The sequence below is a fragment of the Reinekea sp. G2M2-21 genome (assembly GCF_015687175.1).
Lineage (GTDB): Bacteria > Pseudomonadota > Gammaproteobacteria > Pseudomonadales > Natronospirillaceae > Reinekea.
The window spans coordinates 323,007-346,101 of the sequence record NZ_JADPQG010000001.1 but is presented as its reverse complement, the minus strand read 5'-3'; the positions used below and the strand labels follow the sequence as shown (position 1 = coordinate 346,101).

22 protein-coding genes are annotated in these 23,095 nt (G+C 49.0%); 5 read left to right on the top strand and 17 right to left on the bottom strand.

Annotated features, from left to right (window positions below; translation table 11 throughout):
• Positions 1 to 21 precede the first annotated feature (21 nt).
• The gene (gene purL, locus IYN85_RS01510; protein ID WP_196157085.1) at positions 22 to 3,921 is read right to left on the bottom strand and encodes a phosphoribosylformylglycinamidine synthase; all 3,900 of its coding nucleotides are present in this window, start codon (positions 3,919 to 3,921) and stop codon (positions 22 to 24) included.
• A gap of 106 nt (positions 3,922 to 4,027) precedes the next feature.
• On the opposite strand from purL, the gene mltF reads away from it, so the two are divergent.
• Entirely contained in the window at positions 4,028 to 5,461 is a 1,434-nt protein-coding gene (gene mltF, locus IYN85_RS01505; RefSeq protein ID WP_196157084.1) for a membrane-bound lytic murein transglycosylase MltF, read from the top strand.
• Between the two features lie 73 nt (positions 5,462 to 5,534).
• On the opposite strand, the gene IYN85_RS01500 is transcribed toward mltF, so the two are convergent.
• Positions 5,535 to 6,407 (bottom strand): hypothetical protein, encoded by an 873-nt coding sequence (locus IYN85_RS01500; RefSeq protein ID WP_196157083.1) that lies wholly within the window; start codon positions 6,405 to 6,407, stop codon positions 5,535 to 5,537.
• Positions 6,407 to 7,261: a formyltetrahydrofolate deformylase gene (purU, locus tag IYN85_RS01495; protein ID WP_196157082.1), complete on the bottom strand. Its 855-nt coding sequence runs from the start codon at positions 7,259 to 7,261 to the stop codon at positions 6,407 to 6,409. The genes IYN85_RS01500 and purU overlap by 1 nt, the downstream gene beginning before the upstream one ends.
• A 279-nt stretch (positions 7,262 to 7,540) precedes the next feature.
• On the opposite strand from purU, the gene dksA reads away from it, so the two are divergent.
• A complete protein-coding gene (gene dksA / locus IYN85_RS01490) occupies positions 7,541 to 7,903 on the top strand; it encodes an RNA polymerase-binding protein DksA (RefSeq protein WP_230390427.1) in 363 nt (120 codons plus the stop codon).
• Positions 7,904 to 8,008: 105 nt separating this feature from the next.
• Positions 8,009 to 8,434 (top strand): hypothetical protein, encoded by a 426-nt coding sequence (locus IYN85_RS01485; protein ID WP_196157080.1) that lies wholly within the window; start codon positions 8,009 to 8,011, stop codon positions 8,432 to 8,434.
• A gap of 72 nt (positions 8,435 to 8,506) precedes the next feature.
• Here IYN85_RS01485 and IYN85_RS01480 read toward each other — a convergent pair whose 3' ends face one another.
• Positions 8,507 to 8,866, bottom strand: coding sequence for a PleD family two-component system response regulator (locus tag IYN85_RS01480; protein ID WP_196157079.1), 360 nt, complete (start codon positions 8,864 to 8,866; stop codon positions 8,507 to 8,509).
• Positions 8,867 to 9,113: 247 nt separating this feature from the next.
• Between IYN85_RS01480 and IYN85_RS01475 the strand changes: the two genes are divergently transcribed.
• Complete coding sequence (locus tag IYN85_RS01475; protein ID WP_196157078.1) at positions 9,114 to 9,512, top strand: TetR/AcrR family transcriptional regulator; 399 nt, start codon at positions 9,114 to 9,116, stop codon at positions 9,510 to 9,512.
• 89 nt (positions 9,513 to 9,601) lie between these two features.
• On the opposite strand, the gene dinB is transcribed toward IYN85_RS01475, so the two are convergent.
• The 13 genes from dinB to IYN85_RS01410 form a co-directional block, all read right to left on the bottom strand.
• The gene (dinB, locus tag IYN85_RS01470) at positions 9,602 to 10,651 is read right to left on the bottom strand and encodes a DNA polymerase IV (protein ID WP_196157077.1); all 1,050 of its coding nucleotides are present in this window, start codon (positions 10,649 to 10,651) and stop codon (positions 9,602 to 9,604) included.
• Positions 10,652 to 10,749: 98 nt separating this feature from the next.
• On the bottom strand, positions 10,750 to 11,721 hold the full coding sequence (gene lipA, locus IYN85_RS01465) for a lipoyl synthase (protein ID WP_196157076.1): 972 nt from the start codon (positions 11,719 to 11,721) through the stop codon (positions 10,750 to 10,752).
• Positions 11,722 to 12,369 carry a lipoyl(octanoyl) transferase LipB gene (gene lipB, locus IYN85_RS01460; protein ID WP_196157075.1) on the bottom strand — a complete coding sequence of 216 codons (648 nt, stop codon included), beginning with the start codon at positions 12,367 to 12,369 and terminating at the stop codon, positions 11,722 to 11,724.
• Entirely contained in the window at positions 12,366 to 12,638 is a 273-nt protein-coding gene (locus tag IYN85_RS01455) for a YbeD family protein (RefSeq protein WP_196157074.1), read from the bottom strand. Before IYN85_RS01455 ends, lipB begins: the two co-directional genes overlap by 4 nt.
• A gap of 14 nt (positions 12,639 to 12,652) precedes the next feature.
• Positions 12,653 to 13,825, bottom strand: coding sequence for a D-alanyl-D-alanine carboxypeptidase family protein (locus IYN85_RS01450; protein ID WP_370592136.1), 1,173 nt, complete (start codon positions 13,823 to 13,825; stop codon positions 12,653 to 12,655).
• A 117-nt stretch (positions 13,826 to 13,942) separates the two neighbouring features.
• Entirely contained in the window at positions 13,943 to 14,737 is a 795-nt protein-coding gene (locus IYN85_RS01445) for a septal ring lytic transglycosylase RlpA family protein (protein WP_370592135.1), read from the bottom strand.
• A gap of 9 nt (positions 14,738 to 14,746) precedes the next feature.
• Complete coding sequence (gene mltB, locus IYN85_RS01440; protein ID WP_196157073.1) at positions 14,747 to 15,709, bottom strand: lytic murein transglycosylase B; 963 nt, start codon at positions 15,707 to 15,709, stop codon at positions 14,747 to 14,749.
• A 25-nt stretch (positions 15,710 to 15,734) separates the two neighbouring features.
• Positions 15,735 to 16,868, bottom strand: coding sequence for a rod shape-determining protein RodA (gene rodA / locus IYN85_RS01435; protein ID WP_230390549.1), 1,134 nt, complete (start codon positions 16,866 to 16,868; stop codon positions 15,735 to 15,737).
• Complete coding sequence (mrdA, locus tag IYN85_RS01430; RefSeq protein WP_196157072.1) at positions 16,855 to 18,708, bottom strand: penicillin-binding protein 2; 1,854 nt, start codon at positions 18,706 to 18,708, stop codon at positions 16,855 to 16,857. Before mrdA ends, rodA begins: the two co-directional genes overlap by 14 nt.
• A gap of 11 nt (positions 18,709 to 18,719) precedes the next feature.
• Complete coding sequence (rlmH, locus tag IYN85_RS01425) at positions 18,720 to 19,187, bottom strand: 23S rRNA (pseudouridine(1915)-N(3))-methyltransferase RlmH (protein WP_196157071.1); 468 nt, start codon at positions 19,185 to 19,187, stop codon at positions 18,720 to 18,722.
• A 5-nt stretch (positions 19,188 to 19,192) separates the two neighbouring features.
• Entirely contained in the window at positions 19,193 to 19,561 is a 369-nt protein-coding gene (gene rsfS, locus IYN85_RS01420; protein ID WP_196157070.1) for a ribosome silencing factor, read from the bottom strand.
• Positions 19,562 to 19,588: 27 nt separating this feature from the next.
• Positions 19,589 to 20,218: a nicotinate (nicotinamide) nucleotide adenylyltransferase gene (nadD, locus tag IYN85_RS01415; protein WP_196157069.1), complete on the bottom strand. Its 630-nt coding sequence runs from the start codon at positions 20,216 to 20,218 to the stop codon at positions 19,589 to 19,591.
• Complete coding sequence (locus tag IYN85_RS01410) at positions 20,208 to 21,464, bottom strand: glutamate-5-semialdehyde dehydrogenase (protein WP_196158451.1); 1,257 nt, start codon at positions 21,462 to 21,464, stop codon at positions 20,208 to 20,210. Before IYN85_RS01410 ends, nadD begins: the two co-directional genes overlap by 11 nt.
• A 170-nt stretch (positions 21,465 to 21,634) precedes the next feature.
• On the opposite strand from IYN85_RS01410, the gene IYN85_RS01405 reads away from it, so the two are divergent.
• Positions 21,635 to 22,906 (top strand): DedA family protein, encoded by a 1,272-nt coding sequence (locus tag IYN85_RS01405; protein WP_196157068.1) that lies wholly within the window; start codon positions 21,635 to 21,637, stop codon positions 22,904 to 22,906.
• Positions 22,907 to 23,095: the final 189 nt, after the last annotated feature.

Here is a 23,095-nt window from a genome sequence, read left to right as displayed (position 1 = left end):
GCTCTATCATTGCCCCTAACCTTAGCCTAACCAGACACGGGCATTTCGGAACATGCGCAACCAAGCCCCATCTTCCTGCCATTCCAGAGGTTTCCAGGAATTGGTCACCGCGCGAAACACACGCTCAGGGTGCGGCATCATGATCGTCACGCGACCATCGGCCGTGGTAAAACCGTTCATCCCTGCAGGTGAGCCATTTGGATTCAAGGGGTACTGCTCGGTCACGTTACCATAGTTATCGACATAACGCAGGGCCACTAAACCACTGTTCAGCGCGGTACTCAGGTGCGCTTCATCACGAAACTCAGCCCGACCTTCACCGTGCGCCACGGCAATCGGCATCTTGGAACCGGCCATACCTGCCAATAAAATGGACGGTGACTCCGGTATCTCAACCATGACTGTTCGCGCTTCAAACTGCTCTGATTGATTGCGCACAAAATGCGGCCAAGTTTCAGTGCCTGGAATGATCTCACGCAAATTAGAGATCATTTGACAACCATTACAAACGCCCAATGCGAATTTCTGCGTATCCTCAAAGAAGCGAGCGAATTGGAGCTTAGCAGCCTCATTAAAGCGAATCGATTTTGCCCAGCCTTCACCGGCTCCGAGAACGTCTCCGTATGAGAAACCACCACAGGCAACCAGGCCATTGAAGTCAGCCAATTGCACCCGCCCAGCCAGAATGTCGCTCATGTGAACGTCGATAGTATCGAAACCAGCCCGATCAAAGGCCGCCGCCATTTCCAACTGTCCATTAACACCCTGCTCACGCAGAACAGCCATTTTCGGACGGCTACCAGTATTTATATATGGTGCCGTGATATCTTCGTTGACGTCAAAGTTCAGTGCTACCGATAACCCAGGGTCATTGGCATCCAGTAAGCGGTCAAACTCCTGCTGAGCGCAGCTTTCGTTATCTCGCAACGCCTGCATGCGATAGCTGGTTTCGCTCCACATGCGCAGCAAATCGGTCCGCGGCTTCACGTAAACTTCATCACCCTGTGACAGAACACGGATAAAGTCGTCGTCATTAGGCTGCCCAATGACCGCTGAGCAGTCCCCCAAACCGGCACCTGACAACTGCTGCAAGACTTCGGCTGTGTCCGCTTTACGCACCTGAATGACGGCGCCCAATTCTTCGTTAAACAAGGCGGCCAACAGATCTTCATCGCTGAATCGATCGGTATCGATATCGACACCAACGCGCCCCGCAAAGGCCATTTCAGTCAGGGTGGCAAACACACCACCGTCAGACCGGTCGTGGTAGGCCAAGAGTTTTTCGTCCGCAATCAACCCCTGCACCACGGCCCAAAAGGCTTTCAGGTCCTCGCTGTCGTCAACATCTGGCGCAATGTCGCCGACTTTACGATAAACCTGAGCAATAGCACTACCACCCAGACGATTCTGTCCTCGGCCCAGATCGATGAGAATCAAATCTGTCTCACCAGCCTGCGCCTTCAACTCCGGCGTCACCGTTTTACGGACATCCAGCACCGGTGCAACACCGGTGACGATTAAACTCAATGGCGCGGTGACGGATTTTTCCTTGCCATCTTCCTGCCAAGTCGTTCGCATGGACATAGAATCCTTGCCGACCGGAATCGTCAAATCCAATTCCGGACACAGTTCCAGGCCAACCGCTTTTACCGTGTCGTATAGGGCTTCATCTTCGCCGGGGTGTCCCGCTGCGGCCATCCAGTTAGCAGAAAGGCGCACCTTCTTCAATTCACCAATGGATGAGCCTGCGAGGTTTGTCAGCGTTTCAGCCACGGCCAAGCGACCCGAAGCAGCGGGATTCACCAAAGCAACCGGTGTACGCTCGCCCATCGCCATCGTTTCGCCGGTGTAGCCTCGATAGCCAGAGGTCGTCACGGCCGCGTCGGCAACCGGGATCTGCCAAGGGCCGACCATCTGATCACGGGCCACCATTCCAGTGATCGAGCGGTCACCTATGGTAATCAAGAAGCTTTTGCTGGCAACAGATGGCAAACGCAACACACGCTCTACAACATCCGCGACGTCGAGTCCCTTGGTAGAGAAGGTGTCTTTCTCAAAATCGACCCGATTGAATTGACGAGACATTTTTGGTGGCTTGCCTAATAACACATTCAAAGGCATGTCGACCGAGTTATTTCCGAAATGGCTGTCAGCAACGACCAGCTGATCGTTTTCAGTCGCCGTCCCAATCACGGCATATGGGCAACGTTCGCGCTGACACAGCGCATCGAAGGTGTCCATATTTTCCGGCGGCACCGCTAATACGTAACGTTCCTGCGATTCATTGCACCAGACGGCCAACGGTGCCATACCTGGCTCGTCGTTTGGGATGTTACGCAATTCAAACTGACCGCCTCGACCACCATCGGCGACCAACTCCGGAAAGGCGTTAGACAGGCCACCAGCGCCCACGTCATGAATGAAGGCGATTGGATTCTGTTCGCCCATAGCCCAGCATCGGTCAATCACTTCCTGGCAACGACGCTCCATTTCAGGGTTACCCCGCTGCACAGAGGCAAAATCGAGGTCTTCATTACCTTCTGCGCTGTCGACAGAAGATGCGGCACCACCACCCAAGCCGATCTGCATTGCCGGACCACCTAACACAATCAACTTGGCTCCGACTGGTATCGCATCCCAAGCTTTTTCAATATGTTCTTCTTTGATGTTGCCGTAGCCGCCGGCGATCATGATTGGCTTATGGTAGCCGCGCACTTCACTGCCATTGGCGCCTTTTACGGCTTGCTCGAAGGTTCGGAAATAGCCAATCAGATTTGGGCGACCGAACTCATTGTTAAACGCTGCTCCACCCAATGGTCCATCGATCATGATGTCCAATGCACTGACAATACGGCCAGGCTTGCCATAAGCACTTTCCCACGGCTGTTCAAAGCCGGGGATGCGTAGGTCTGACACCGTAAAACCGGTCAAGCCAGCTTTCGGCTTGCCACCAGCCCCAGTCGCGCCTTCATCCCGAATTTCACCACCTGCTCCGGTCGCTGCACCGGCAAAAGGCGCGATGGCGGTTGGATGGTTATGGGTTTCCACTTTGAACAGAATATGAATGTTTTCTTCGTGATAACGATATTGGTGCGTTGCGTCCGGGTAATAACGCGCTCCGATGAAGCCTTCAATCACAGAGGCATTATCTTTGTAGGCCGATAACACACCGTGACTGTTATGTTCATAGGTATTCTTGATCATTTTAAATAGTGACCAGGGTGAGGCCTCACCATCAATGGTCCAATCAGCGTTAAAAATCTTGTGTCGGCAATGCTCGGAGTTCGCCTGTGCAAACATCATCAGTTCAACATCGGTGGGATTACGGCCCAGCTCTTGGTATGCGTTAACCAGGTAATCAATTTCGTCATCAGCCAGCGCCAAACCCAGTGTTTTATTCGCATTGGCCAATGCATCGCGGCCTTCAGCCAGAATATCAACAGTCGTTAATGCTTTTGGATCATGGTGTTCAAACAGAGTATCTTCAGCCGGCTCTTCAAAAAAAACCGATTCGGTCATCCGGTCATGGAGCAATCCAGCCGCTACTTTACGGTCCTTATCTGACAGCTCACCTTCCCCAATCAGCCAGTAACGGATACCGCGCTCAATTCGCCGAATAGAACTCAGTGCGCTGTTATGCGCAATGTCCGTTGCTTTGGTTGCCCACGGAGAAATAGTTCCAGAACGCGGGGTCACCCAGACAGATGCTGACGCATGCTGTTCAACCTGTTCTTTAGGCCCGTATTTAAGCAATTGTGCAAGCACATCCAGTTGATGTTCGGTTAACGGAGTTTTGCAATCGACAAAATGCACAAACTCAGCGTAAACGTCTTGTACGGATGGTAAAACCGTTTGTAACTGGCGGGTGAGTCTTTGTCGGCGAAATTGAGATAAAGAAGGGTTTCCACGAAGCGTCAGCATCTATTAAGAACCTGTATCGACTGATGGGGAGGATCAAAAAAATCGGCGCGTATAGTAATGGATTTCAGGCTAAAATGGCAGATGCGATCACACAGAAGTCGGGTATATGAGAATTTATTGGGCCAACCCCTTTAAGAACAGCATAAAAATTTTATTTTTTCTGCTGACCATCGGTTTTGCCGCTGTATTTATTGGTTACGGTTTTGAATGGCGAAATCACTGGGAACAGGTAAAAAGCAGGGACAAATTGATTGTTGCCGTGCGCGAAAGCGAAGGGGTTTATTGGGCAAGTGGTCAGGAAATTACCGGATTTGAACGCGACTTAATTGATGAATTAGAAGCGCATCTGGATATCCCGATTCAAGTATTTGCCGTCAGGGACCTCGACGATCTTTATCGAGCATTAAACGTGGGCGCTGTCGACATGGCCATTCCTGGCACCAGCATCAAAGACACTGGTATCTTCGTCAGCCGCCCCTACACGTCTACCCGTATAGGTCTTGTCAGTGGAAAGAAAAGTAATGATTTAATAGACCAGCGACGTATTGGTGTACTCGATCCCATTGCGCATGAAGATGCATTGGATCAAATCCTCAAAACCTCGGATTCAGTGACATCTGTCTACGAGCACGGACGCCTCAGTGCGGAATTATTCACGCTTGTTGAAATGGGCGAACTGGACGAAGCGCTGGTTGATGAGCGGGATTTCCGCCTGCAACAAACGGTTTTTCCACACTTACGCTTTACCCCACTCGACCTTCCGCCGCGGTCCATAAACATCATCTTCAATAAAAATGAAGACGGCACACTGCGTGAACAGATTGACGAAACTCTCGCCGTCTTTGAAGACAGTGGCTTGTTGGGTCAGATGCTGGATCGTTATTTTGGTCAGGCACTTGAGTTTGACTATGTGGATAACCTGACCTTTGAAAAACACATCAACGCTCGATTACCGAAATATCAGGATTTATTCCAAGAATATGCAGAGTTAAACGGTATGGACTGGCGGCTACTCGCAGCCGTGGCCTATCAGGAAAGCCACTGGCGAGCTGACGCGAAGTCCCCGACTGGCGTGCGTGGGCTGATGATGGTGACCCTGAATACCGCCGCGGAAGTCGGTATCACAAACCGGCTAGACCCTGCTCAGAGCACGAAAGCCGGCGCCCAATACCTGACCTCACTGAAATCGCGCGTCCCCGCGCGAATCATGGAGCCAGACCGAACCTGGTTCGCGTTAGCCTCATACAATGTCGGCGCCGGACACGTGGAAGACGCACGAAAGATCACGGAACTTTTGGGCGATGATCCAGATCGCTGGATCGATGTACGCAAGCATCTGCCGAAACTGGCCTTGAAAGACTATTATCCTTGGACACGCCATGGCTATGCACGGGGCGCGGAACCAGTGGTTTATGTCGCTAATATCCGCAGGTTCTACGAGAAATTAAAGAAAGTCTATCCAATGACGGGAGAAAGCGTCGAGCCTGACCGACTGGATCAGCTTCCGGATGCCGAAGTGCCGGTTTTTCCGGGTCAGTAAAACAGCATCCGCCCATGCCAAGCGACGTTTCTCATCGCCTTGGCTGGGCGAACATTCGAGAGTTATAAACTAATTAAAAACGCATTTGAAACCCTGTTGACCACTGCCAACGTTCGGCATCAGACCACCAGAGTAATTCAGAATAATTAGTCACCGCCGGGGAAAGCATCTGCTGAACACCCACAGACCAACGGTTCTCGTCCGCCAGGTCTTTGCTGAAGCCGAGGAAGGACTGAGTTTTCGCGTTTGACATCCGCGCTTCTACATCCCAGCCCAACACCTCACCCTGTAACATCCAAACCCCTGAAAATGACAAACTACCGGATAGCCAGGTCACTCGGTTCCCCCAGATGGCATCACGCCCTTCAGGCTTACGATAAGTCACCGCTATACTGCCTTCGGGGGTCTGCAATGAAGATGCAACACTCCATACCAGAGCATCTGAATTTTCGTCGATAATCCACTGACCGGAAAACACCAGGTATTCACCGGAGGCTGCATCGATCCGAACCGCATTGCGTTCGGAATTATCGTATTGCCCACTCACCGCGAGACCTTTATCTGACAGGGAAAGTAAACCCTGGTATTTATCTTCCAAAAACGCCTGTTCCAGCGACGGCAACCGTCCCGCCCATAAATTAATGATACCTTGCTGCCAACTTAAAAATGCCTGTTGCTGAGTCAGCAGCGCCTCCTGTCCTTCGCTAAGCGGATCGATGCCGACTTGCCAATGACCGATGATGGTACTGTTGTCGAGCGATTCAACAGCGGTCAGACCAATATTAGAATTAGGCATACTGATGGCCCAGTGTGCATCGTTGGCCACCGTTGGCTCGTAGTACGATGCCTGCAACTGTAACTGGCCGCGCGGAATCGCGTCTAACGCATACGAGGAGACAGGCAGAAAACCCGCCATCAACAAGACTGAAATGAAACCTTTAAACATCAATTAAATACCACCGTTTTATTACCATGGACGATTACCCTGTCCTGCAGATGCCAGCGAAGCCCTCTTGCCAACACCGTTTTTTCACAATCCTTACCCAAACGCACCATATCTTCCACCACATCCCGATGCGTAATACGAACGACATCCTGATCAATAATCGGACCCGCATCCAGATCAGCGGTTACATAGTGACAAGTGGCGCCGATTAGTTTTACGCCTCGATCATGGGCCTGGTGATAGGGGCGCGCGCCAATAAACGAAGGCAGGAAGCTATGGTGAATATTAATGATATTGCCAGGGTAATTACGGCAAAGCGCCTCGGGTAAAATCTGCATATAGCGCGCTAGTACGACTGTATCAGCGTCATATTGCGCGATAAGACGCTCTACTTCGTCGAAATGCGCTTGCTTGTTGCCGGCTTCAACCGGTACGTGATGAAACGGAATGCCGTGCCATTCCACCAGGCTACGTAAATCGTCATGGTTTGAGATAACGCACGGAATATCACAGTCCAGGTCACCGCTGTGCCAGCGATTCAGGATATCAGCCAAGCAATGACTGTCCCGTGAACACATCAGTACCACTTTTTTATTGATCCCCGTATCGGTGACCTGAAAGTTCATCTCCAAGTCCTCAGCGATCGGGGCGAAGACCTCAGCCAGCTTTTCTGCACCAAATGGCAGTGAACTGGCCTTAATTTCATTGCGCATAAAGAACCAACCCTGTTCCAGGTCGGCATGATGATTCGCCTCTAAAATGCTTCCGTTGTATTGCGCTAAGAATCCGGACACGCGGGCAACTATGCCTACCTGATCCGGACATGAAATAACCAGCCGCAAAACGCGTTCCATACTATGATGCTCCAAAGTCTTGATATCGCAGGGAAAATTCTGAAAAATCTGTTTCCAGAAAAGGGGCAATGATATATGATGCGCCGTCCTTTGACGACTGGAATGTAATCAACGGCGGGCTGCGGTGTATCAGTATTTCAGCCATGTTGATTCTGGTTTTAATTAACGGATTTCGCAACGACCTGTACCATAGACTACACTTAGAGGTTGCGAATCATAAGATGGGAAATAGCTATGCTGACTGAACAACAATTGTTAGCCGCTTCAGAAGACGAGTACATGAACGAAGAACAGCTGGAGTTTTTCCGCGAATTGCTGAAGACCCAAGCCAGTGAAGTTCGCGAGTCTTTGGCAAGTGCGCGAGCACAGCTGGCAAGTTTTGAAAACGAGCCAGATGAGCTCGATAAAGCGAGCGTGGAAGAAGAACGCCGAATGGCATTGCGCTTCCTGGATCGCCAAACAAAACTCCTTCCAAAAATTGACCAGTCAATTAAACGTATTGATAACGGCGATTTTGGATATTGCGAAGTCACCGGTGAACCAATTGGAATTAAGCGCCTTTTGTTACGACCTACCGCGACTCTCTGTGCCGAAGAGAAGCAACGACAAGAGATGAAAGAACGAAATTATCGGGATCATTAATCCTGATATCCCTAGAGAACCTCGCCTCAGCGAGGTTTTTTTTTGCTTTGCGAAATCGGCACAAAGCTTGCGTTGTTCAGTACAGATGTCTCAATGAGCTAAACCATGGAAATCACATCACCCGCCATTCTCTCTTATCAGAAAAACCAGAATTTGCCTGGATTGCCCGCTGCGATAGAGGCCACAACACCTTCTGGCGCTGATCCCGACACGGATTCATCGCCTGAAACCGAGGTAAGGCTGAGCAATAGACACCAGGTTTATGACTGGATAGCGCAGGAATTTCCGATCACCAAATCATCAACGGACAATATTGGCCGCGCAAGCCAACTGTTATTTGAATATCAAGTGTTGAATTTCGATGAATTGAGTACAGTGAATCGACTGATGAATGATGCCCCAGCAAACTTATTAAGCTCGCTCGACACAGAACTATCTTCTACCACGTCCTTTTCGCAACGACAAACACTGGAGCACCTCAAACAGGTCTTCTCAACGCTCGAAGCCGCGGAACGTACCTACGCTGCATAGAAACTGTTCAGGGAGTGGCGGGTATAAGAACAGGACCAAGTCACAACAAACCGGTCCTGCGAAGTTGAGAAATTAAAGGAATTTTTTTATTTCAGCGAGCAATTCGGACTCATCGACAGGCTTAACCATAAACCCCTTTGCGCCCTGACGCTGGCCCCAAACCCGATCCGTTTCCTGATCCTTCGTGGTGACCATGATAACTGGGATATCTTTTGTTTCCGGGTCTTGAGTCAGTTTTCGGGTTGCCTGAAATCCGTTCAGTTCAGGCATAACGACATCCATCAAAATCAAGTCAGGTTTGGAACTTTTTGCTAACGCAACGCCACTGGCCCCGTCTTCCGCAACAATATATTCGAAGCCATTTTTTTCAAGAATCTTGGAAAAATGAGCAATCTGGCTAGGTGAATCATCAACAATCAAAATGGTTGCCATTAATGGACTTCCTCTGAATACGGCTGGGTAATTTTCAATACTCGTTAGAATAGCCTTAAATGAGTTGGCTGCAAGCATGTCGTGCTCATTTTCACGATTAGTTTGACATAACTGCGGACATTTACCTTGCCATGTCAGCAAACTCCATTCAGTAACGTTCAGTTACAAAAAGAAACGCTACAAATTAGCGCGATTGCCAATCCACTGCTAGCTTTTAAAACGGTGTTATTCATTGAAGTAAGCAGCCATGATTAAAAAAGAGAACATTCTTGAATCAGCAAGAAAAGTATTAACCGAGCAAGGCATCAACAAGCTCTCGCTGAGAAAAATCGCAGCGGAAACGGGCTGTGCCGCGCCATCGATTTACTATTACTTTAAAAACAAACAGGAAATTGTTGCTGGCTTGTGGGAAGAAGTTGCGCCCAGCCTTGAGCAAAGCCTAGCCAACGCCGGAGACAAGCATCAGGCATATACGGATTTCTGGCTGGCCAGACCCGACGATTTCCGTCTGTTTATAACCAATGCGGAATACTTTCCCTTTGTGGCCAAAACGGACGCCTATCAATCACTTAAAACCCAATTGTCGACCTCGATTTATACACTTAACGGCCAATTGATGGAACGCATTTACGTTCAGCCGAACTAATGCAATGAGAATTTGCACCCATTAATAAGACACGGCCAGCCTAAAACGAGGCTGGCTGTGGAATCGCGATACCGCCGACCATGACCATCCTATGGTGTTTGCCACAGGTCCAGTTGATTGGCAGAAGCCGAATCATTGAAACGTACACCCAGCCCCAACAAACGGATACCCTTCTGACTTCGAAGGCTGGCCGATTGAATCAACTTCTGATAACTGCGGCAATTCAACTCCCACGCCCGTTCCATCGTCGTCGTGGTAAAATCATTAAAGCGTACTTTGACAAATATGCTCTTCAATGGTGGTGTTGCCCTGCGTGACAAACGCTGTTGTAACTCTTCATAAAGCCTATCCAGCTCAACCAGGCAATCGCGTTCCCCTGCCAAGTCAGTTGCGAAAGTATGTTCGATACTGAGTGACTTTCGCTCTCCATGCCGTCCCACGCTTCGGTTATCGATCCCACGAGCACGATGAAATAGCCATAACCCTCCCTTGCCAAAATACTGGATTAATTTAGGCAGAGGCCATTGCTGCAGATCACCACAGGTTTTAACCCCCATGTCAGAAAGACGCTGGGTTAGTTTTTTACCAACACCATTGATTTTACTGACAGGCAGATGCTGTAAGAACGAATCAACGTTGGCTGGGGTGAGCACGAACTGACCATTGGGTTTATTCCAGTCGGAACAAACCTTAGCCAGAAACTTATTTGGCGCGATGCCCGCCGAAACCGTAATACCCATTTCCTGATGAATTTCCCTCCGAATGTGTTCCGCCAACAGCGTTGCACTACCGCCAAACCATACGGACTCACTGACATCCAGATAGGCTTCATCGAGTGACAAGGGCTCAATTTTGTTGGTATAACGCGAAAAGATACGGTGAATCTGTTCAGAAACAGTCCGATAAACATCAAAACGGTGCGGCTGAACAATAAGTGATGGGCATAAAGCCAGAGCGCGTCGGCCCGGCATCGCGGAATGGATCCCGTAAGCGCGGGCTTCGTAGTTGCAAGTAGACAGAACGGAACGGGGACCTGTGCCACCAACGGCCACTGGTTTGCCACGCAATTCAGGAAAATCACGCACTTCCAAGGCAGCGTAATAACAATCGCAGTCGATATGAATAATTTTCCGCTGCACAACAAAGCCCCCAAACAACTGTACAAACAACCAGTATTTTAGGGGCTTTTATTTAAAACACAAGCGCTGCCTGCGACATTCTTGGGAACCACAATTCCTCAGGAGAGTTTTTCACCTTTCGCCTGAAGATCAGCGTGATAACTGGACCGCACCAAAGGACCGGAGGCGACGTTCTCAAAACCCAGTTCCAAGCCGAAAACTTCCAATTCTTTAAATTCGTCGGGGTGAACAAAGCGTTCCACCGCCAAATGGTGTTTGGAGGGTTGCAGATACTGCCCAATGGTCACCATGTCGACATCGTGCGCGCGCAGGTCACGCATGACGTCTTTAACCTCATCCAACGTTTCACCGCAGCCAACCATCAGCCCAGATTTTGTTCTTACTTCCGGCTTACGCTTTTTAAATTCCTGTAATAATTTCAGCGAATGGTGGTAATCGGCACCCGGCCGGACCTTTTTATACAGTGACGGAACGGTTTCAAGATTATGGTTAAACACATCTGGCGCACCCTTTTCCATAATGTCGACCGCCAGATCAAGGCGACCGCGAAAATCCGGCACCAGGGTTTCAATTACGATGCCCGGCGTCGACTTACGCACTTCGACAACACAATCGGTAATATGCTGTGCACCACCATCCCTAAGGTCGTCTCGGTCAACTGAGGTAATAACAACGTATTTCAGTCCCATATCACCGATGGCAGCGGCCAGCTCTTTTGGTTCGTTCTCATTGAGTGCATTAGGTCGGCCATGAGCAACATCGCAAAACGGGCAACGACGTGTACAGATATCACCCATAATCATAAACGTCGCCGTACCGTGGCTGAAGCACTCACCCAAGTTCGGGCAACTGGCTTCTTCGCAAACGCTGTGCAAACTATGCGCACGCAGTTTCTTTTTAATCCGGGTAATTTCTGGCGAGGCAGGTAAGCGCACCCGGATCCAATCTGGCTTCTTTGGCATGACTTCTGTCGGGATGATCTTGACCGGTATCCGATCGGTTTTATCCGCGCCGCGTAACTTTACACCACGCTCTTTTTTCTGTTTTTCAACGATTTTTACATCCGTCATTTACGTCACCCAGATTGGTTGCATTTCCAGGGCAGCACAAAAGGCATCCACCCACAGTTGCATTAGTTTGTGCATTTCGGGTTGCTCCACAAAATGCGCGATTTGCGTCATCTCCATGCCAGCATAACCGCAGGGATTAATGCGCAGAAAAGGGGCTAAGTCCATATCAACATTCAAGGCCAGTCCATGAAAACTGCGGCCTTTTTTGATTCGTAGCCCGAGAGAGCAAATTTTCCGCTCTCCAACATAAACGCCCGGTGCGTCAGCTTTAGGGGCAGCTTCAATACCATAGTGTGCAAGCACATTTACAACACTGAGTTCCAGCACAGAAACCAACTTCCGGACATCCGAGCCAATACGGCTCATATCTAACAGAACATAAGCGACCATTTGACCAGGTCCGTGATAAGTTACCTGACCACCCCGATCTACTTTAACTACAGGAATGTCGCCGGGATTGAGCAAGTGTTCCGGCTTACCTGCCTGCCCCTGTGTGAAAACAGGATCATGCTCGAGCAACCAGATTTCATCAACCGTGTCATCGGTGCGCTCTAACGTGAAGGCCTGCATCTTTTGCCAGGTATCTTCATAGGTAACGCGCCCTAATGTTCTGATATGAACAGTGTGTGCTGCAGCAGAAACGGTCATATCACCATTTTTACCAGGTCATTCACTTTGAGCTCTTCGAACAGCTGAGTCAGATGCTCTTCGCGTTCAATGCGCATACGAACGGTCAAACTGACGAATCGACCGTTCTTGCTCTGGTTGGTACTGTAGCTCGTTTCGGTAATGGTTATGTCGTATTTCTGCAGTACCTGTGTGACGAAGGGTACATAATCAGGGTGCGAATCACCCACCACTTTGATGATATAACCATCACATGGAAAGGTAATTTTTGGCGCATCTTCAGTATTCATCGGTTTATCTCCCATCATTTGGCAAATAAATTATGAAAGAACAACAAAATCAAATCCCAGATGCGGGCAAAGAAACCGGCCTGTTTTACTTCTTTCAGTGCAATAACCGGTTGCCGCGATACTTCTTCATCATCGATGTAAACAATCAATTCCCCAATGGTCTGACCTTCCAACACCGGCGCTTTTATCACCGAGTCAATACTCAACTGTGTCGAGATCTGATCTTCCGCTCCGCGGGCAATAGTCAGCTTCAGGTCGTCCTGCAGGCCTAAAGACAGCTCCTTGCTTTCACCACCCCAAATTCGAGTGGAGTATAGTTCGGTTTGACCCTTATGAACTTCCGCCGTCAGGAAAAACCGGAAACCGTAGGTTAGCAGTTTCTGGGTTTCCTGAGCACGAGCTTCTTCAGAACGAGTGCCCATGACGACACTGATCAAACGCATGCCATCACGCTTGGCGGATGCTGCCAAGCAGTACCCCGCTTCTTCCGTGTGGCCGGTTTTTAAACCATCGACATCCGGATTGGTACCTAATAACCGATTACGGTTGGGTTGCGCGGATACCGGGCCATATTTGAAACTTCGTTCAGAATATATAGGGTAAAACTCAGAGTTGTTATAAATAATCGCCTGTGACAATAGAGCAATATCATAAGCAGATGAGTAGTGCTCTTGGCCATCCTCCGGCGGTAAGCCACTAGCGTTTGAGAAATGCGTATTCTTCATACCGAGTTTTTCGGCGTACTTGTTCATAACCTGGGCAAACAACTCTTCTGTGCCGGCAATGTGTTCCGCCATGGCCACTGAGGCATCGTTACCGGATGGGATGATGATTCCCCGCAAAAGGTCTTCAATACTGACCAGATCATCCACTTCAATAAACATCCGTGAACCAGGCATTTGCCACGCCTTTTTACTGACCAGTGTTTCATCTGTCAGCGCCAGGCGGCCTTCTAGAATTTCGCGTTCCGCGATATAACTGGTCATCAATTTGGTCAGGCTTGCCGGGGGCATTTGTTCATGCTCATTGTACGCAACCAGTACCTGGCCGGTTTCCCCGTCCATTAAGACATATGACGTTGCTGCCAATTGAGGCGCTGCTGGAATGATGGCTTCAGCAAAGGTAAACGACACAGCACAGCCAGCGATGAGGAGTCCCAGTTTTTTAAAGCGTTGTTTGAAAGTCACTGTCTTTCCCAATTTTTTAATCAATAAAAAGAATAGCGACCAGACTCAGAACGAAGTCAGGTCTTGAAAAGCGCCACATTGTACCAGTCACACAGTTTTTTACACCCCAACGAGGTGTTAACGTTTTGCAATGATTAAGGGTTTGCCAAATTCGTTGCCGGTGAAATCACGCTGCAAGGTAACTGCTCGATCATACTTTACGGGTCCGATACGAACTCGATAATACTCGTCTTTGTAGACGCCTACCTTGTCAGTAATTTCACCGCTGATACGAGCCTTGAGAGATTGCGCCGAATCTTTGTTGCTGAAGGCACCCAACTGCACATAATAAGATGATGTATCCAGCTCTTCCCCGGCAAGCACTTCAACGCGAACCCGAGCAACGCCTTTATCGTGATAATCCAGCTTCACCGCAGCGGCATAAGATAGGTCGATAATACGTCCGTCGTGGAAGGGTCCCCGATCATTAACCCTAACATTGATCGACTTTCCATTATTTAAGTTGGTCACTTTCACCCAGGTTGGCAGAGGCAGTGTTTTATGAGCAGCACTCATTTGATTCATGTCGAACGTTTCACCATTCGACGTATGATGGCCGTGAAATTTTGCACCGTACCAGGAAGCAATACCCTCTTCTCGATAACCTTCGGCACTCGCCATTATGTGGTATTTTTTACCGTTGACAGTATAGGGTGTTTTATTGCCATGTTTGGAGAGAGGTTCTTTACGAGGCGTGGTATCCGCAATTTGATGTGCTGCTAATGCGACATCGGGCGCTTTGTCTTGCGCAATGGAATATCGACTGGCTTGAGGGTCATTTACCATTGCATCCTGAGACACAAATTTACTGGAACAGGCGACCAACAATACGCCCGATGTAACGACAAAAAAAACTTTGATGCTCGAATGCACGGTCAACCTCTACGACTGATTTCTGATGGCGTCGGCCAATTCAACCACCGCCATGGTATAGGCAATGGAGCGATTATAACGGGAGATAACCCAGAAATTACGGTAACCCAGCCAGTATTTCTGACCCGTGTCGGTATCTAACCTCACAGGAAATACAAAGCCGTCTGTTTCAAACCGGCTCGTCAAAACCCAACCGGCTTTATCGACATCCTTCAGCGTCTTGTCACGTGAAAAAGAATTTATTTCCAACGGATTCTGCTTATCAACCGTCGCTTCAGACAGTATCGGCTCGCCGACTCGCCAACCATTTTGTTTCAGATAATTGGCAACTGAACCTATCGCGTCTTCCGGATCGGACCAGATATCAATATGACCGTCTTTATTGTGGTCGACGGCATATGCATCATAGCTGGTAGGCATAAACTGAGGGAAGCCACTCGCTCCCGCGTAAGAGCCTTTCATGTCAAGGGGGTCCCGCCCCAGACTGTCCATAATCAAAATAAACTTGATCCACTCGCGTTGAAAATAATCCGCACGACGCCCCTCTGTGACGGCCAGACTCCCTAATGCATCGAAGGTACGATGACGCCCCATTGAACGTCCATATCGACTTTCAATACCAATGATTGCGACAATTATTTCGACAGGCACCCCATAGGTTCGTTCCGCAGACTGCAGAAGGTCTGCATATTTTTCACTGAATTCTTTTCCCTGACGGACGGTTGATGACGCCAGAAACATTGGCTTGTATTCAACATAACTCTTACTCGTTTCTGCCGGTGCCGCCAGATTACTCACCGATGCTTGACGATAAACGCCTGAGCTCATCCACCGCAATACTTCGTCACGATCCAAGCCGTGCTCAGACACCAAAATTTCAACTACATTCGCGGTACGTTCAAACTGAGTGAAATCTTTTGCAGCGGCAACCGTGATAGATACCAACAGACTAAACAAAACCAAATAACGCATTACCAAAACCTGTTTTTATTGAACTTCAGACCCGCTGATGAGTGCTGATGGACATTAATATTCCGAAGCTAGTTAACAAGGTTACAATGGATGTCCCACCATAACTGACCAATGGTAAGGGTACGCCAACCACCGGCAATAACCCACTGACCATGCCAATATTTACAAAGACATAAATAAAAAATGTCAGAGTTAACGAGCCGGCTAGTAAACGGCAAAAATTATCCCTTGCACGTACTGAAATGAGCATGCCGCGGATAAAAATAACGACATATAGCGACAGCAAAACGGTTGCACCAACGAAACCAAACTCTTCACTTAATACAGCAATAATAAAATCGGTATGGCTTTCAGGCAAAAAATCCAACTGAGACTGAGTACCCAATAAATAACCTTTGCCGTAAAGCCCGCCAGAACCAATCGCCGTTTTGGATTGAATGATATTCCAACCAGCACCCAAAGGGTCTGACTCTGGATTCAGAAACGTCAGCACCCGTTGCTTCTGATACTCACGCAAAACGAATATCCAGGCCGCCGGCAATGAACCAACGCCCAATACCACCGCAGAGGCAATAAATTTCCAGGACAATCCCGCTAGAAAAATAACAAATATCCCAGAGGCGGCAATCAATAAAGACGTGCCTAAGTCAGGCTGCTCAAGGATCAGCACGCAGGGGATCACCAGCAAAACAGCAGCACCAATAATATGCTTGAACTTTGGTGGCAGAGAATAACGCGATATATACCAAGCCATAATAACTGGTACAGAAATCTTCATAATTTCGGAAGGCTGAAAACGAAACAGCCCGGGAATAGCCAACCACCGTTGTGCGCCTTTAGCTCCAATCCCCAGTACTAATACCGCGATCAGCAGCACTACACCAAATACGTATACGATGCCGCTCCACTGCTGAAAAATCCGAGGGTCCATTTGTGCCACAATGAACATCGCGGCGAACCCGATCAGAAAGCGCAGCCCCTGTCGATAAACAGCCCCCCAATCGGCGCCACTGGCACTGTACAGAACAACGAGACCTGCTAAGGCCAAGATCAACAATGCCAAAAATAAATAAATATCGATATGCATGCGCTGCCAGATACTGTGTCGCCGTGAAAAACTATTGTCTGGCGCGTGGCGGATAAAATCACTGAGCATCATTGGGCTCCCGAAGTAGGTACTCATCCAACAACTGCCTTGCAATAGGAGCTGCGACAGAACTGCCTCCGCCGCCATTTTCAACGACCACGGCCAACGCGATCTGAGGATCATCAACAGGCGCGAAGGCGATAAACAGTGCATGGTCTTTTAAATGCTCTGGCACGTCATCTAAAGGTTCGCCGTTTTCATCGCGCTTGATTTTCGCGACTTGCGACGTTCCGGTTTTCCCGGCAAAACGATAAGCGGCACCTTCGGCCGCACGTTTTGCAGTGCCGTGCTTGCCGTACAACACTTCCTGCATGGCAAAATGTATCTTTTCCCAGTTTGCCGCATCGTTCAACTGCACATCCGGCTGAGCTTTTTCCGGGATGTCCATTAAAGATGCGTCTGTACTATAAAGCATTAAGCGCGGCGTCATCCATTCACCATTATTGGCCAGTACGGCGGTTGCGATGGCCAATTGGGTGGGCGTCGCCAGCATAAAACCCTGCCCGATACCCAGGTTCACCGTATCCCCGGCGTACCAGGAACGACCATGTTTGTCTTTGATCCATTGTCGAGTTGGGTTGATGCCAACAAAGGGATTGTATATATCCCACGCAGTATTCTTACCAAAACCAAATTGATCCAAAACGTCATGAATCGGTTCAAGTGTCATTTTATAGGCAAGGTCATAAAAATAGGTATCGACTGACTCTTCAATAGCATCGGTAAGATTCACAATGCCATGCCCTCCACGCTTCCAGTCGTATTTCACCTGGTCGGTATTGGGCAGAATGTATTCCCCATTGTCGTTACGGGTAAAGGTCCAAGTTGTGTAACCACCATCGACACCGGCCAGACCAATAAAGGGTTTGATGGTTGAAGCGACAGGATACTGACCTCGGATGGCCCGGTTCAGAAACGGTTTGTCTGGCGAGTCGCGAAGCTCGTTATACAGTTTCGTTGGGAAACCGGTGACATACAGATTCGGGTCATAGCTCGGCCGACTGACCAACGCCAATATACCCCCACTTTTAGGTTCAATAGCAACAACAGCGCCGCGCTTGTCTTCCAGCAAATCATAAGCTTTCTGCTGCAGAGCTTTATCGAGTTGTAAGTGAATATTCGCTCCGGGCACTGGGGCTTGCTTTTCCAGAACTTTTAGAATTCGCCCACGAGCATTAGTCTCCACTCGTTGATACCCGGCTTTACCCAACAATACATCTTCGTATTGTCGTTCCACTCCCTGCTTGCCAATAAACCGGATGCCTGCATATGCACCTTGATCCAGATCCCGTAATTCTTCTTCATTGATGCGTCCGACATATCCCAGCACATGAGCGAAGGCTTCACCTTCCGGATACTGCCTAATCAACTCTGCTTCCACCAACACCCCATTCATGAAAATCCGATTGGCCGCAAGCGCCGCTATTTCATCCTCGGTGAGTTTAATTTTTAGCGGTATAGGATCGTATGGTCGACGGTATTGGCTAAGTCGCTTAAAGAAACGTTCAACCTGTTCATCACTCAAATCAATCAGTTCTCGTAAACGCTCGACAAGAGCGCTCATGTCGTCAACGCGCTCAACCACTATGCTGAGCGTATGAGATGGCAGGTTTTCAGCTAGCAATTCGCCATTGCGGTCATAAACAAGACCGCGAATAGGCGCGATCGGTAAAACTTCCAATCGATTCTTGTCAGACAATGACTGGTGCTTATCGTGTTCAATAATCTGCAGATAGAACAGTCGCGAGACCAGCACTAATACCATTAACGCCACAAAGAAAAACGCAACCGTCATCCGCCTCATGAACAGTCGAATTTCATATTCTTTATCGTTGAGGGAATTATTCATCATGATTGCATGAGTTACTTATGATAGGGATGGTTTTGGGTTATGCTCCAGGCTCGGTAAAGCTGCTCGGCCAGCAGCACACGAACCAGAGGATGTGGAAGCGTCAATTTGGACAACGACCAGGTTTGGTCAGCTCTGGCTAAGCAACGCGGATCCAGCCCGTCAGGACCGCCAATCAGAATACTGACGTCTTTGGCGTTCTCACGCCAAGCCTGTAATTGGACAGACAGATCCTCGGTTGACCAGGCTTTACCTGCTAGATCCAGCGCCACGACGTGCTCATTGTCCCGGATGGCTGCAAGCATGGTATCGCCTTCCTGTTCTATTGCCTTGTTCACCGGTTGGTTTTTACTGCGCAATCCCAGTGACAACGGCACAAACTCGATTGGCAAATCTCTGGGCATACGTTTCAGATAATCACCTGTACCCTGAGCAACCCAATCTGGCATTTTTGGCCCGACAGCCAATACTCTGAATTTCATTTTACTCAACCAGCCGGCGGTGTTAATCCTGACCAGAGACTTTCTAGATCGTAAAGGGCACGCGCTTCTGGCAACATGACATGGAGAACCAGATCGACAAAGTCGAGCAATACCCAATCGGAACCAGTTTGACCTTCCTGGTGATCGGCGGCGTAGCCTTTCTTTTTCATATCAGTCGCGACGCTTTCAACCACGGCGGCAATGTGTCGGGTTGAGGTACCGGAAGCGATGACCAAGGTATCCATTAAGGTCGTTTTATCACTGACATCAATAATTTGAATGTCAGTGGCTTTAATGTTTTCTAATGCTTCGACAAGATTCTTGATCAGATCGTCGTTATGAGCATTCTTTTTCGTTTGTGTTGTATCGGTCATTCAGAGCCTTCTTAGCTGATTTAAGGCTTATTGATATAAGCCATGTGTTGTAACGTAATTCGTAATCGAATCCGGCAAAATGCGAAATTCGGAGTGTGGTTGCGCACGGAACGCTGAGGAAGATACCGCCTTATTCACCGATGGATCCAACCAAAAACGTCCCTTTGACGAGGTGAGTAACACCGAAAGGGCGTTGGATTCGCGCAGATCAGGATGCCTTATCACACGGTCTTCACCGGCGCGATTGAACACCCAAAAATTCACCCGCTGCGTTAAATCGTCAATACGGTGCCAGTGAGGTAAACTGTTCCACGCATCAACCCCGAGGACAAATAAAATCTGCCACTGCGGGTGACAGGTTTGCAGTGCCTCTATCGTGTCAATCGTATAACTCGGACCCGACCTGCTTATCTCAATAGCGTCAACAGCAATCCGTTCACGTTCAGTATGCGCTTCCCGCCATGCTGCCAACATGGCCAGCCGGTGCTTTGCGGAAGCACTTGCCTCGGCTTTCAGCGCAGGCAAATAGCAGGGAATCAGTCGCAACTGCGCGATTTCAGGATGAGATAATACTGAATCTACAACAGCCTCATGACCTTTGTGAAACGGGTCAAAGGTGCCACCATAAACCGCGACGATAGGTTTATCAGGGTTCACGGATCTGACCATCTCCAAACACGATGTATTTCTGAGAGGTTAGTCCAACCAAACCCACAGGGCCACGTGCATGAATCTTGTCGGTAGAGATACCGATTTCGGCACCCAAGCCATATTCGAACCCATCGGCAAAGGCGGTTGATGCGTTTATCATCACAGAGGCTGAGTCCACTTCGCGCAGAAACTGCCGACCTTTGGTGTAATTTTCAGTCACAATGGCATCCGTGTGCTGACTGCCGTAGTGATTGATATGGGCGATAGCGGCATCCAGATCATCCACGACCTTTACCGCCAATATGGGGGCCAAATACTCGGTCGACCAATCGTCTTCCGAGGCGGCTTCGCAATCGATAATCTGCCGGGTTTTGTCACAACCCCGTATTTTAACTTCTTTAGAGTCGAACTTTTCTTTCAACGTTGGCAACAGCAAATCAGCGATAACCTGATCAATCAGCAGGGTTTCCATGGCATTGCAAACACCGTACCGGCGTGTTTTTGCGTTAAAAGCAATGCTTACAGCCTTTTCAGGGTCGGCTTCAGCATCAATATAAACATGACAATTACCGTCAAGATGCTTAATAACCGGGACCCGGGCATCATTCGAAATGCGTTCAATCAACCCTTTGCCGCCTCGGGGTACAATAACATCGACAAACTCAGGCATGGTGATCAGTTGATGCACCGCTTCCCGATCCGTCGTCTCAACCACCTGCACGGCGGCTTCTGGCAAACCGCTGGCAGCCAGACCTTGCTGGATACATTTGGCAAGCGCTGTATTGGAATGTATCGCTTCGCTGCCACCACGCAATATCACAGCATTCCCGGATTTCAGACACAGACTGGCCGCTTCAATGGTCACGTTCGGCCGCGACTCATAAATGATACCGATCACACCCAAAGGCACTCGCATTTTTCCGAGCTGAATACCGCTGGGGCGGAAATCCATGTCGGTGATACTGCCAATGGGGTCCGGCAGTGCGGCAACTTGATACAAGCCTTCTATCATGGTTGCGATACGCGCAGGTGTTAGTTCCAGACGATCAAGCATCGCCGCACTTAACCCCTTTTCACGACCGGCAACCATATCTTTCTGATTAGCAGAAACCAGCTCGGCTTGCATGGATTGAATCGCCTTGGCTGTTGCTAACAGGGCTTTGTTTTTCTGACCTGTATCGCTGCTCGCCATCAAACGGGAAGCGCTACGCGCTGAACGTCCAAGTTCAGCCATATATTCTTTTACATTAATTACAGTCATTTTATCTACTAAGCTGTGCATGCAGCGGGCGATTATACCTTGGTTGCGCTGCAAGCACTACGAAATGGACCTTTGCGTTTACAGGCTTTTTAAATTCAACCGGCAAACTCTGGCAATATGATTAAAAATGCTTATATTGGCGCGCTCTTTAAGGAGTCTTCATGGCCTGGCTAAGCGAATCACCCTACCTTGTGTTGTCAGCGATATTGCTGGTTTCATTTTTGGAGTCATTTGCGCTGCTGGGCATTTTGGTACCGGGCGTCGTTTTGCTGTTTTCACTGGCCGCCATCGCCAACAATATCGGCATCCACCCGGTGACACTAATGGCCTTTGGTGCTGTCGGCGCTTCCGCCGGTGACCTGCTCAGCTTTCTTATTGGCCATAGACTGCAGGGAAAAATCACCCATTGGCGCTGGTTTAAACACCATCAATCCTGGTTGGAACAAGGAGAATGGTTCATTAAACGTTGGGGATGGCTCAGTGTGATAATCGGCCGTTTCCTTGGTCCATTGCGTCCGGTCATCCCTGTTGTTGCCGGCACCTTGGGCATGCCATCGAAACTATTTGTACCCTTGAATCTGTTTACCGTTTTATTTTGGGCGCCCGCTTACTTATTGCCTGGGTACTTTACCGGTGAACTTTCTGAACTTTGGCAACTGCAACCGTTAAGCACGCGCGAATTGACGATCTACGTACTGACGGCCGTATCTTTATGCGCCAGTGCACTGGCGATTTACCATCATGCACACCCCGAGCGCTGGCATCTGAAAGGGTGGATAACACGCCACCAAGCGGATCGATGGCCGTTTACATCACTCACTGTGACTGCACTGAGCGCCATAACACTGATTTTATTACTGCTGTTTCCCCCGAATGTACAAGATCAGCAGTTTTTAGAATGGTCGGTTACCTGGCAAAGTGAATGGATCAATCCGCTCTGGGTTGCGTTGCGAAACCTCAGTGACGTGGCTTTTATGACGCTGATTTTTGCCACGTTGATGCTGTGGTGTGCCGCTCATTTTCGGTTTCGCTTTGTAATAGTCGCCACAGGGGCCTTCTTAAGCTTAGGGCTCATAGGACTAATCACCGAACACTGGTTGGGAATTACTGAGCAATATCAGCATTTCATTGGGCTCCTGTATTTTGCCTTTATCACCGCGTTTATTTCGAATCTACTGGCCAGTCAACTGCACAGCTTACGCCGCTGGCCAATTTATCTGATCGCGAGTCAGATACTGGTTATCGGCACGTTGAGCCACATTTGGGAGGGATCACTGAGCTTGTCAGAGGTAGGAATAGGTCTATCCATTGCACTTTTGTTTTCAAGCCTGCTACGAGCGTTTTGGCAGATATTGCATTTATGGGCGAAACCCAACGCAATTGCGGTCACGGTGCTGCTGACACTGGCCTCCGTCGCCTTTACGCTGCTTTAACTGTCTCCGTCATTCTCACACTCCAACCACTAAGAAGAGCTGCCCCTGAGAAAAGAAATCAGAATCGGTATTCATTGATGGATACATAACTTTCCGGCAAACCAAGAAAGCACTTGAGTATCGAAGAAATACCATGACAATCTTTGGAAGAAGAACTCCACTCACCTCTTTTGCCGATCAATCAACCTA